Below are 11,720 nucleotides of genomic sequence, written 5' to 3'. Positions count from 1 at the left end.
TATTTTTGGATTGACCACGCGCCGGCGGACATCCTTTAAATCTGTAAAAAAAACCTCCGGACCGCTTGAATAAAGCGATCCGGAGGTTTTTTGCGTTTCCTATATGTTTAATGCAGGCTGTGTGAAGCCGAATCGGTGCCGTAAGACGCATCCTCTCCGCGCTCTTTGCGGCCCATAAACGGCCACCAGTTGGCCGGTCCGAACATCCGCACCATGACCGGGATAAACAGCGGCAGCATGATGAGTGCGTACAGGAACAGTCCGCAAAGCACAATCGTGGCGATCTGCAGCAGGGACATGACGCCCGAAGGCAGCATGGCCGCAAAGGTTCCGCCCAGAATGAGGGCGGCGGACATAATGACCGTCCCCATGTTTTTCATCGCTTCCAGAATCGCCTGCTGCGGAGACAGATGGCGGTATTCTTTGAACCGGTCCATGAGGAAAATGCTGTAGTCGATTCCGAGCGCCATCAGCATCACGAAACCGAAGAACGGAACGGCCCAGGAAATCCCGGAGTATCCGAGCATCCGTACGAAAATCACTTCCGTAATCGCCATGGACGTGTAATACGTCAGCAGGAGCGAAAGAATCAGATAGATCGGAATGACGATCGAACGGAACAAGACGATCAATATAAGTGCAATTCCGATCAGCATGAGCATCGCGGTACGCGAGTAATCCGCTGCGGAGATGTTTTTCAAGTCGTTGTTCATGCTCGTGACGCCGTCAACGGCGTAAGCCGCATTCTGGAGCGGAGTGCCTTTGACGGCGCGTTCCACGGCTGCCGTAAGCTCGCCGGACTGCTCCAGTGTCTCGACTTCGTACGGGTTGCCTTCGAAGATGACTTCGAACTTCGCGATCTTGCGGTCCTTGGACATGTACGCGTCCAGCGAGGGCTGGAAGTCCGCTCCGGAGATGACGTCCTGCGGCATAAACCAGCCGCTGATCTGCTTGTTCGGCGCGGCCGACAGCTCCTTCAGGTAGTCCTGAGCGGATTTCAGGCCGCCGGACACCTGCGACAAGCCGTCTACGCTCTTGTCGAGGCCGCCCGTCAGCTCGCCGAGCTGGCCGTTCAGTTGGGCGAAGCCCTGCTGAAGCTCTTTCTGCCCGCTGCTCAGCTTGTCGAAGCCCTTGGTCAGCTCGGGCAGCTTCGCCACGATCCGGCCCTGGCCGTTGGCCGCCTGATCGATGCCGGCCTGCAGCTTGGCGATGCCGTCGGAGAGCTGAGCCAGCCCCTGCGCGAGTGCGGCCTGCCCTCCGGCGGCCTTCTCGAAGCCCGTGTTGGCCTGCTGAAGGCCCTGGTTGGCTCCGGCAAGCTGCCGGTTCAGCTGCTGCAGCCCTTCACCGAGCTGCGACGCGCCCGCCTGAAGCCGGGTCACCGCGCCCTGCGTCTTGAGGAAGTCCGGGTCCGACTTCAGCTCGGGGTACTTCTGCGCGAGGCCGCCCAGCCCCTGGCCGACATCGCCGAGCCCTTGAGCCAGGCCGGAAGCCTGCGAAGCGACGTCGGCGTATGCTTGGGTCAGCTGGCCGAGGCCGCCGCCGACCTGCTTGTAACCGGCAATCAGGTCACTGCTCGCCGCCGCGAGCTGATCCGCGCTTGCCTTGGCCTGCGCGAGCCCCGCGCGGAGCTCTCCCGCACCGGCGGAACCGCTGCGCAGGCCCGCCTCGAGGCGCTCCAGCCCGTCGCCGAGCTGCACGACGCCCGTCTTTAGGGCGTTCGTGCCGTCCACGAGCTGCTTCGCGCCGTTAGCGGCCTCGTTCAGCTTAGGCGCATTGGCGCTTAGCGCGCCGCTCGCTTCGGAGAGGCCTTTGCCGATCTCTCCGAGGCCGTCGCCGCTCTGGCCGATGCCGCCTTCAAGCTTGTCGACCTGGGTGGATACCTGCAGATCGTCAAGGGCTTCTCCCGTCGGGCGGGTTACGCTGCGGACGTTCTTGACGCCGTCGACCTTGGCCAGCTCGCGCGTGATCTGCTCGACGGCCGCCAGCCCTTCCGAGTTGTCGAGCGGCTTGTCGGTTTTCACGACAACGGTCGAAGGAAGCGTATCTCCGGGGCCGAAGCTGGAGGAGATCAGGTTAAACGCTTTGACCGAGTCGTATTTCTCCCCGATTTCATCCAGGGAGTTAAACGAGGTCGATCCCTTATACGCGACCAGGAAAGGAACGATGATGACCGCGAGAATCACTAGGGACCAGAGCGGTTTTTTTAACGAAAAAGAACCTACGGCGCCCCACAAGCGGCTCGGTTTATGCTCCAGGGAGCCTTTGGCCGGCCAGAAAATCACTTTGCCCAGAACGGCCATAAAGAACGGCACGAGCGTGACCAGCGCAAGCAGCATTACGGCCACGCCGACCGCAACGGCTACCGCCGACCGGTAAAGGACGAAGGTCGAGAGACCGATGGAAGCGAACCCGACCAGGACCGCCAGGCCCGAGAAAAATACGGTCCGTCCCGCCGTGCGGTACGTGGCGAGAATCGCCTCCGTTTTATCGCCCGAATGGGCAAGCTCTTCTTTGAAGCGGGAAATCAGCAGGATGCAGTAATCGGTCCCGATCCCGAACAGGACGGCGACGAGGAAAATCTGCGTAAAGTTCGACAGCGGGAAATCCGCATATTTCACGAGAAAAGCCACGACGGATTGCGAGACCAGGTAACTGAACCCCACCGTCAAAAGCGGAATAAAAGGGGCTACCGCCGAGCGGAATACGACAAAGAGGATGGCCAGAATGAAAATAACGGTGATGTACTCCGTTTTCTTAAGCCCATCCTGCGAGCTTGCCATAACATCCTCTTGGATCAGCCAGTTTCCGGTGTAGTAATGCTCCACCTTAACGTCGGAAACCGTGCCGTACAGCGCGTCGCGGACTTCTTTGGCTTCCCGGCCGTCTTTGGCCGTGTTCACCAGCACGAGCACGGTTTTGCCGTCCGCGGATACCATCTGCTTTTCCAGTTCCTTGTTGTCAAAATGCGTCATCACGCTTGTAACGCCGGCGGAATCCTTGGCGTTCTTGAGCTTGTCGACTCCCCGCTTGACTTCGTCAAGATGAGCTTGCGTCAGTTTCTCCGTGCCGTGAAAGACCAGCACCGATGATTGCTCGCCCTCGGCTTCCGGAGAGCCTTTCTTCATTTCCTCGATCAGTTTGGACGCCTTCGTGGAAGAATACCCTTCCGGTACGGTAATTTGACCTTTCTCCCGGACCAGCGCTTCCATGTTCGGCGCAGTGAGCATCAGCCCCGCCGCTACGGCGATCCACAGCACCAATACGAGCCATCTGAGCTTCAATACGGTTCTCATCCCTTGTGTCTGCTCCCCTCATCCGTCTGCATCAAGACGTTCGCAAGTTTTTCAAAGGTCTCTATAAAAGCTATTGCTTCCTGCCCGTCAAAATGTTTGATAACGCCGGCCAAAAGCTCCTGAATGCGGAGCCGCATTTCGTTGACGGCCGCCGTTCCTTTGTCGGTGAGCGTCAGATAAGTTACTCTCCGGTCCTTCCCGTCCGGCAGCCGGGTAATAAGCTCCTTGTCGACAAGACGGGTGATAATCGCCGTAATGGAGCTTTTGCCCACGCAAAAAATGTCCGCCAGCTCGGAAGACGTGCATCTATCCCGGCTCTGCATATAGCGAAGGGTAGAATACTGCTCCTGAGTCAATTCTTCCGGCATCCGGTCCTTGATCATGGCGTTGAGCCGCCGGTTCACCGTAAAGGACGTGCGCTCGTATCTGTCGATAATTTGTGCCAGCAATGTTTCGTCCATAATAATCCCTTTCTATGTTCCTGCTGTGTCTTCTGCATAGTTCTATTATCATATAGTTCTACGGTAGAATTATTCAATGACAGAACTATAGCAAATCTTGCCTGCGTCGTCAACAAAAGCCCGGTGAGGGATCTTGGCGGGCCCTTCCTTATTTTACCGGCAAAAAAAAGACCCCTCACCCGAAAAAGGCAGCTGTCCGTCCGACAGGCCTTCCGGCAAGGAGTCTTTTCTCCTGGTCTTTATTTCATACGGTCAATCATTTCTACCGATATGTTCCACCCATGCTGCTTATCTATGCTTTCAATGATTTCAATGCTTTCTATCAGCGGACAAGCTCGGGAGTCTTCTCGTCAATCGGCACAGTCGCGTCATGCAGATCCCGCTCCAGCTCCGCCGTATAAGCGGCGCGCTGCTCTTCCGTCCAGTTGAACCGGGCTGCCATGTAATGGATCACCGGTTCTTTCCAGGCTCTCACCCACTTGATGTTGAAAAACACCGCGCCCGTCCGGCGGACGAAGAAGTCCGAAGGCTTGACGGTCATCTCCTGCTCAATGGAATACACGAGCGAACCGAACAGCGAAGCCGGCATCCGGAACGTCTCCGCTTCTCCCCGCTTCGTATCGATCAGACGATACACCTTGTCGATGTTGGAGCCGTAGCGCTGGGCAAGCAGACGGGCTTCCATCACCGTCAGGCCGATCTTCTGCCCGTCCCCGACTTTCTGCTCCACGAACTGCGGGTAGCGGGCGGACCCGCCTACGTCGCCTCCCGAGATGGGCAGCGTTCTCGTCTGGCATTCGGACACCTGAATGCCGCCCTCTTCCTGAAGCTGGCGGACGACCAGGTCCACGACGGTTTCGGCCATTTTCCGGTACCCGGTCAATTTACCGCCCGCAATGGAGATCAAGCCGGAGTCCGAAACGAAAATTTCGTCCTTGCGCGAGATCTCCGACGGGTCCTTGCCCTCCTGGTGAATGAGCGGACGGAGCCCGGCCCAGCTGGATTCGACGTCCCGCTCGGTCAGCCGGAGGCTCGGGAACATCTCGTTGGCCGCACGGATGATATACGTCCGGTCTTCCGTGGTCATGACCGGATGAGCGATATCCTCCTTATAGTTCGTATCGGTCGTGCCGATGTAGGTTTTGCCGTCTCTCGGAATGGCGAACAGCATCCGGCCGTCCGGCGTATCGAAGTAAATCGCCTGCCGCAGCGGGAACCGCTGCCCGTCGAAGACAAGGTGGACGCCTTTCGTCAGACGGAGCGTCTTCCCTTTCTTCGAGCCGTCGCACTCGCGGAGAGTGTCCACCCACGGTCCGGCCGCATTGACGATCCGCTTCGCCCGGATCAGATGCGTTTCGCCGGAGAGCTGATCGGCCACGCGCACGCCGGTCACCCGTCCGTTCTCGTACTCGAAAGCTTCCACTTTCGCATAAGACACGGCCTGCACGCCGAACTCGACGGCTTTCTTCATCACTTCGATCGTCAGCCGCGCGTCGTCCGTGCGGTATTCGACGTAGTAGCCGCCGCCTTTCAGATGCTTCTCCTTGAGCAGCGGCTCTTTATCCAGCGTTTCCTGCGGGCTCAGCATGCTGCGGCGCTCGCTCTTCTTCACGCCGGCCAGGAAATCGTACACCCGCAGACCGATGGACGTCGAGAAAGCCCCGAACGTTCCGCCCTGATAGAAGGGCAGCAGCATCCATTCGGGCGTCGTTACATGCGGGCCGTTCTCGTATACGATGGCCCGCTCCTTGCCGACTTCCGCCACAACCTTGACTTCCAGCTGCTTCAGGTAACGCAGCCCTCCGTGGACAAGCTTGGTCGAGCGGCTCGACGTGCCCTGCGCGAAGTCCTGCATATCGACCAGCGCCGTTTTCAGTCCCCGGGATTGGGCATCGAGCGCAATCCCCGCGCCCGTAATGCCTCCGCCGATCACGAGCACGTCAAATATCCGGTCTTCCATTCTCCATAGGCTTTCTTTTCTTGTATCTCCCGAAAAAGCTGCTTCCATGTTGCTCTCCCCTCTGAGATAAACAAAAAAAACCACAAACATGCCGGCTACGTCCTGGACGTAACGGCTGTCGTGGTTTCTCCTGATCTCCAACCAAATGTATGAACTTATGTGATCATTTTACCATATTCCATCCGAACTTGAAAGCAATACGGCCAAAACGGGCTCACGCCTGATAGTGTTTCCAGAGCGAGCTGTCCGAGGTCGTCACGGCCGTGGCGCCCGCCTCCAGCGCGTTCTCGACATCGCTTACGGTCCGGATCAAGCCTCCGGCAACGATAGGGATGCCGGTAGCCTCGCCGACTTCCTTGATGATGTGGGGCATGACTCCCGGGAGGACTTCGATGTAATCCGGCTTCGTCCTCTCCAGAAGCGTGTAGCTTTTGCGAAGGGCGCTGGAGTCGAGGAGAAAGAGCCGCTGGATCGCCAGCAGTCCGTTCTCCTTCGTCTTCATGATGACGCTCGCGCGCGTCGAAATCAGCCCGGTGGGCTTGATGTATTGGCAGAGGTACTCTGTCGCGTACTCGTCGTTTTTTAGCCCCTCCACAAGATCCACGTGCAGAAGAGGCCTTTTGCCGTGGGATTTTGCCAGGTCCACAAGGCTTTTCAGCATACCGATATGGCAGTCGAGCAGCACGATGTACTGGAACGGAGACGTCAGCAGCTTCTCCAGATCCTTGATTTTGCGAACAGCGGGCAGAACCCTCTGGTTGTTAAACGACATGGGCTTAACTCCTTTGCTGCGGACTTACGAGCTGATCGTTTCGACCTCTACGGCCACCACGTCCGTGATGTGTTTGATCTTGGAATAAATGACCGTGGTCCGGTGCTTCTCCGGCGCGGAGACGACCAGTTGGATTTGCCTCAGTTCGTCCTTCAAGTCCTTGATCTTGATGTGCTTCACTTTCAAGAACTCCTGGTGAAGCTCGTCGATGACATAGGACAGGTCGGCGCCTGGGCTTACAATGATGAGAATGGCCAAGTTCCGCTCGCTCAGCTTGCGGGGCCCGAACCATTTGAAGAAGAGCGGAATGAGGTTGATCGCCATAATGATCAGCACGACCGCCGTAGCCGCTTCCTTGTAAAAGCCCGCTCCCGCGGCGATGCCGAGCGCCGAAGCCGCCCATACCATCGCCGCGGTTGTCAGGCCGGAGATAATCTCGTTGCTGCGCCGCAGAATAACCCCGGCGCCGATAAAACCGACGCCGCTGATGATCTGAGCGGCCAGACGCATCGGGTCCATAGTCGTCATCCCGGGAATCGCATACTTATGGACGGATTCGATGGACACGATGGTAATAAGACAGCTGGCCACCGAAATAACCATGCTCGTTTTGAGGCCAAGCGGTTTATGCTTAAGCTGGCGGTCGATCCCGATAAAAGCACCGAGGATGAGCGCCATAAAAAGCTTTTGAAGAAAAAGGTAGCTCATGGTGTACTCACTCCGCCGCTCCGCCTTGGAGCCATTCTTTCAATCGTCCGGGAAAATCGGTGATGATCCCCGATACCCCTTTCTCGTTCAATTCCTTACAATCATGAATCTCGTTCGCTGTGTACGGATAGACGTTCAGCCCGTTCTCCACCGCTTTCGCGACGTCCTCCGCGTCAATCGCACGGAAGTGCGGATGCAGGGAATAAACCTCCACATCGAAGCTTCGCGCGTATGCGGTCGGGTCCAGCAGATTGTTGGCGTACAGCAGGCCGATTTTCGCTTTGGGTTCGATCAGCTTGAGCCGTCTGACGCTTTTGTGATCGAAGGAAGAAGTCACCACGTTGTCGATCCGTCCGCGTTCGTTCAGAAAGTCCGCCAGCTTCTGTTCCATGCCGTTGCCGGGCGCCTTAATCTCGATATTGATCATGACCGAGGCGGGCACCAGATCGAAGACTTCCGCCAGCGTAGGCACTTTCTCCCCTTTGTAAGCTTCCGAGTACCAGGAGCCGGCGTCGGCTTCTTTAATCTCGGCCAGCGTTTTCTCCGCGATGGCTCCCTTTCTGTCCGTGGTCCGGTCCAACGTATGGTCGTGGATAACGATCAGTTCCCCATCGGCAGACAGATGGACGTCAAGCTCAATGCCCTCGCAACCCTGCTCAAGTCCCAGCTTGAAAGCGCCGAGCGTATTTTCGGGCGACATGCCTTTGGCCCCGCGATGCGCGATAATCATCGGTTTGATTGCTGTCATGATAATTCCCTACTCCCTCCGAAGCGTCGTTGTGATGGAATCTGTGGACGTATTCCGCCGTCTTCCTAAGTGTACTTCTCTTTCCCGGATAAAATATCCTTTCGCGGGCAATTCCATACGGCTTTACAAAATCGTTAAGCCGCCTTCGGCGAATAGAAAAAACACATAAGCCACCTGTCGCTAGACAAGCAACTTATGTGAGTCTCCTAGTCTCCGTCACATAGTATTAACTTGTACCCTATCATAGTTCGGTCCGCTTCATCTGTCAACGGATTTCCGGCCTATTTTTAACAAAGAAATGGAAATCTACGGGACGTTACCCCATCTTTATTTGACGGTTTTGTTGTACTTCTCGATCTTCGACGTGATGTCCTTCGCGGCCGCATCCAAGGCGTCCTTCGGAGACTTCTTGTTGTTCAGCACTTCCTCGATGGCTCCTTCGACAATCTGTCTGGCTTCCGGGAATACGCCCATAACGGCGCCCTGGGTAGCCGTGTTCAGCTTCGTCTGGTGGAGCTGGTCGACAGCGGTCTGGAACTGCGGGAAGTTTTTCATGTTGTCTTTGACGCTCTGCTCGTCGTACGCCTTCTTCGTGATCGGGAAGTAGCCGGTGTTGATGTGCCAGTACGCCTGCTCTTTAGGCGAAGTCAGGAACTTGATGAAGTCCCAGGTCGCTTTCTGCTCGTCGTCCGCACGGTCGTTCATGATCCACAGGCTCGCTCCGCCTACAACGACGCCTCCGTCTTTGGCATTGGCCGGTTTCGGCAGGAAGCCGGTTCCGACTTCGAACTTGCCTTTGGAGCTGTCCACAAGGCCCTTCAGAGCTGCCGTGGAATCGAGAATCATGCCGACTTGGCCGGCAGAGAAAGCTTTCTTGGAGTCATCCGTTTTACGGCCCAGGTTGTTCATCGCTTTGCTGTCCACCATGTTCTTCCACCAGGTCAGCGTCTGGACGCCCGCTTCGGAATTGACGAGCGACTGGGTCGCCAGCTCTTTGCGGCCGTTGCCGTTGTTGATATATTCCGCTCCCTGATTGGCGAAAAACTGCTCCATAAACCAGCCGTAAATCGCGAAGTTGCCGCCGGTCGCTTTGCCCGTTTTGGTAATGGCTTCGGCCGCTTTCTGGAACTCTTCGTAGGTAGCCGGCGGCTTTTCCGGGTCGAGTCCGGCCGCTTTAAACAAGTCCTTATTATAGTAGAGAACCGGATTGGACGTATTGAACGGCATGGAGAACAGCTTGTTGTTAAACGTGTAGTAGCCGGTAATGTTCGGCTCCAGCTGCGTCAAATCGTACTTGTCCGCATCTATGAAATTTTGCATAGGGGTAACCATCTTGGAGTCGATCATGAAGCGGCTTCCGATTTCGTACATTTGGACGACGGAAGGGCCTTCTTTCGTACCCATCGAAGCTTTCAGCTTGCTGAGCAGGTCGTCATAGGAGCCCTGGAATACCGCTTCCACTTTAATTTTGTTTTGGGAAGCGTTGTAATCGGCAACGAGCTGGTCGACGACTTTCGTGTTGGCTCCGCCCATGGCGTGCCAGAAAACGACTTTCTTCGGTCCGCTGCCGGATCCGCTGTCCGCGCTTCCTTTGTCGCCCGTACCGGCAGTGTCCGATCCGCCGCAGCCGGCGGAGACGAGCATAACAGCCGTCAATAAAGAAGCAGCCATCCCTTTTTTATTCATAGCTATTTCTTCCCCCTAGTTAAACAAGATTGGTTTGGTTTATTTATGAATTATCCGCCTCCGGAAGACCGGCGGCAGATCAGACATCAGAGTGAAGCTCTGTCAGCCTTTGACCGCACCGGCCGTAATGCCTCTTACGAGCTGCTTGACGCCCAGCGCGAGCAGCAGGAAGGACGGCAGGAGGACGATGGTGATTCCCGCGAGAATCATGTTCCACGACATGACTTCCGCATGCTGGAGCATGGCGACGCCGATTTGAACGGTCCGCATGGACACCTTGTTCGTGATGAGCAAAGGCCAGAGGTAGCTGTTCCAGTGCGTCAGGAACTCATAGACGGCAAGCGTGGACAAGGCCGGCTTGGAGAGCGGCAGCACGATGGAGAAGAAGTTCCGCCAGTGTCCGCATCCGTCGATCTTCGCCGCATCGAACAATTCGTGCGGCAGCTGGAGGAAAAACTGGCGGAGCAGGAACACGCCGAAGGCCGCCGCCATGAAAGGCACAATCAGGCCCGGGTAGCTGTCCATCCATCCCCACGACTTGATCGTCAGGTAGTTTGGAATGATGGTGACTTCCCACGGGATCATCATAGTCGCCAGGAAAACCATGAACAGGGCATTTTTTCCCGTGAAATTCAGAAAAGAGAACGCGTAAGCCGCCATCGCGGACGTAATAACCTGGCTGACCATAATCGCCGACGACACGATAAAGCTGTTCAGAATGAACTGAAAGACCGGGACGTTGTCGATTGCGGCTTTAAAATTCCCCCAGTAAAGCTGGCTCGGCACAAGCGCCGGCGGGAATTTGGAAACCTCCTGCTCCGTCATGAACGAAGAGAAGACCGTGAACAGAAGGGGGTACAGGACCACCAGGGCCAGCACGATAAGAAGCAGGTAGAGCAGCGTGTTGTTCAGTCTCCGTGCGATCATTGATAATGCACCTTCTTTTCAAGAACCGTAAACTGCAGAACGGTCAATATCAGAATGATAAAGAAGAGAATGAGCGCCTCGGCGCTTCCCGTTCCGAAACGGAAGTTGACGAAGGCTTCCTGGTAGATGGAGTAAACGACCACATTCGTCGAGTCCATCGGTCCGCCTTTAGTCAGAATGTTGATTTGTCCGAACGCTTGGAACGCTCCGATCACCGACACGATTAGAGCGAAGAACAGCGTCGGGGACAGCAGCGGCAGAACGATCTGGAGGAAGGTTCGCACCGGACCCGAGCCGTCGATTTTGGCGCTCTCGTAAATTTCCTCCGGCACCCCCTGCATGCCGCTGGACAGGACGATAAAGAGGAAGCCCATATTCATCCAGATGGTCATGAGGGAAACGGAGATCAGCGCCCACGCGGGATCGGTCAGCCACGGGATGGCCTGAATATGAACCAGGCTCAGGAAGTAGTTGAGCATGCCGGCCGTAGGGTGAAACAGCAGCAGCCAGATAATCGAGCCCGTACCTACCGAAATGACGAGAGGCAGGGAAAACACGAACTGGAAAATCTTCATCCCTTTCAGCTTGTTGTGTGTAATGGCCGCCAGGAGCAGAGCCCAGATGATACTAGTCGGCACGGTATATAAAATAAAGAGCAGCGTCACTTTCAGATCCGAATAAAACTGGCCCGACTGGAACAAATCGACGAAGTTATCGAACCATACAAATTCGGCCACACGCCCCCTCGGATCGGTGAGCGTCATACTCAGGTAAACCGATCTCAGCATGGGGTAGAACAAAAAGGTGGCGAAAATAATCAGGGACGGCGCCAGAAAGAAATACGCAAGCGCGTTTTCCCGCCATCTTTTCTTTTTTGATAAAACGCTTTCATGACTTGGCAAGCGGCATACCCCTCTCTCATTCGTGCTCTGTACCCTACCCGTCCGGAGGTTCATCTGCAGCTTGAACCGGTTCCCGGCTTCACCGATGGAAGTTCTCTTTGAAGGAGCGCATCAGGTAAAAACGACGGATAGCCGTTATAATTTGGCAGAAAAAAAATCCACATAAATTGCGAGGCCTCTTAGACCTTGCAACTTACGTGAATCTCCGGTTCTCCGTCACAAATTATTAACTTATTTCATATCATAAGCGGTAAATGCTGTTA

Annotated in this window: 9 protein-coding genes; all 9 read right to left on the bottom strand. The window is 55.9% G+C overall.

Going from position 1 to position 11,720, the window contains the following annotated elements:
* Positions 1-107 precede the first annotated feature (107 nt).
* On the bottom strand, positions 108-3,293 hold the full coding sequence (locus tag ACI48J_RS00705) for an efflux RND transporter permease subunit (RefSeq protein ID WP_405081236.1): 3,186 nt from the start codon (positions 3,291-3,293) through the stop codon (positions 108-110).
* Entirely contained in the window at positions 3,290-3,754 is a 465-nt protein-coding gene (locus tag ACI48J_RS00700) for a MarR family winged helix-turn-helix transcriptional regulator (protein ID WP_405081235.1), read from the bottom strand. Before ACI48J_RS00700 ends, ACI48J_RS00705 begins: the two co-directional genes overlap by 4 nt.
* Positions 3,755-4,076: 322 nt before the next feature.
* Positions 4,077-5,762: a glycerol-3-phosphate dehydrogenase/oxidase gene (locus ACI48J_RS00695; RefSeq protein WP_405081233.1), complete on the bottom strand. Its 1,686-nt coding sequence runs from the start codon at positions 5,760-5,762 to the stop codon at positions 4,077-4,079.
* Between the two features lie 166 nt (positions 5,763-5,928).
* Positions 5,929-6,486 carry a glycerol-3-phosphate responsive antiterminator gene (locus ACI48J_RS00690; RefSeq protein WP_405081232.1) on the bottom strand — a complete coding sequence of 186 codons (558 nt, stop codon included), beginning with the start codon at positions 6,484-6,486 and terminating at the stop codon, positions 5,929-5,931.
* 24 nt (positions 6,487-6,510) lie between these two features.
* Positions 6,511-7,194 carry an MgtC/SapB family protein gene (locus ACI48J_RS00685; protein WP_405081231.1) on the bottom strand — a complete coding sequence of 228 codons (684 nt, stop codon included), beginning with the start codon at positions 7,192-7,194 and terminating at the stop codon, positions 6,511-6,513.
* A 7-nt stretch (positions 7,195-7,201) separates the two neighbouring features.
* A complete protein-coding gene (locus ACI48J_RS00680) occupies positions 7,202-7,942 on the bottom strand; it encodes a glycerophosphodiester phosphodiesterase (RefSeq protein WP_405081230.1) in 741 nt (246 codons plus the stop codon).
* Between the two features lie 327 nt (positions 7,943-8,269).
* Complete coding sequence (locus ACI48J_RS00675; RefSeq protein WP_326051536.1) at positions 8,270-9,628, bottom strand: ABC transporter substrate-binding protein; 1,359 nt, start codon at positions 9,626-9,628, stop codon at positions 8,270-8,272.
* A 102-nt stretch (positions 9,629-9,730) separates the two neighbouring features.
* Positions 9,731-10,555, bottom strand: a complete 825-nt coding sequence (locus ACI48J_RS00670) for a carbohydrate ABC transporter permease (RefSeq protein ID WP_042231327.1) — start codon at positions 10,553-10,555, stop codon at positions 9,731-9,733.
* Positions 10,552-11,457, bottom strand: coding sequence for a sugar ABC transporter permease (locus ACI48J_RS00665; RefSeq protein WP_326051535.1), 906 nt, complete (start codon positions 11,455-11,457; stop codon positions 10,552-10,554). The genes ACI48J_RS00670 and ACI48J_RS00665 overlap by 4 nt, the downstream gene beginning before the upstream one ends.
* Between the last annotated feature and the right edge of the window lie 263 nt (positions 11,458-11,720).

The organism is Paenibacillus chitinolyticus, assembly GCF_045038035.1.
GTDB lineage: Bacteria > Bacillota > Bacilli > Paenibacillales > NBRC-103111 > Paenibacillus_F > Paenibacillus_F chitinolyticus_A.
Note: the sequence above shows the minus strand (reverse complement) of the source record. Positions and strands in the feature narration are given on the sequence as shown.

Bases quoted from the DNA above. Each gene is read 5' to 3' on its own strand.
- ACI48J_RS00705 (WP_405081236.1), bottom strand. From the start codon at position 3,293: ATGAGAACCGTATTGAAGCTCAGATGGCTCGTATTGGTGCTGTGGATC.
- ACI48J_RS00700 (WP_405081235.1), bottom strand. From the start codon at position 3,754: ATGGACGAAACATTGCTGGCACAAATTATCGACAGATACGAGCGCACG.
- ACI48J_RS00695 (WP_405081233.1), bottom strand. From the start codon at position 5,762: ATGGAAGCAGCTTTTTCGGGAGATACAAGAAAAGAAAGCCTATGGAGA.
- ACI48J_RS00690 (WP_405081232.1), bottom strand. From the start codon at position 6,486: ATGTCGTTTAACAACCAGAGGGTTCTGCCCGCTGTTCGCAAAATCAAG.
- ACI48J_RS00685 (WP_405081231.1), bottom strand. From the start codon at position 7,194: ATGAGCTACCTTTTTCTTCAAAAGCTTTTTATGGCGCTCATCCTCGGT.
- ACI48J_RS00680 (WP_405081230.1), bottom strand. From the start codon at position 7,942: ATGACAGCAATCAAACCGATGATTATCGCGCATCGCGGGGCCAAAGGC.
- ACI48J_RS00675 (WP_326051536.1), bottom strand. From the start codon at position 9,628: ATGAATAAAAAAGGGATGGCTGCTTCTTTATTGACGGCTGTTATGCTC.
- ACI48J_RS00670 (WP_042231327.1), bottom strand. From the start codon at position 10,555: ATGATCGCACGGAGACTGAACAACACGCTGCTCTACCTGCTTCTTATC.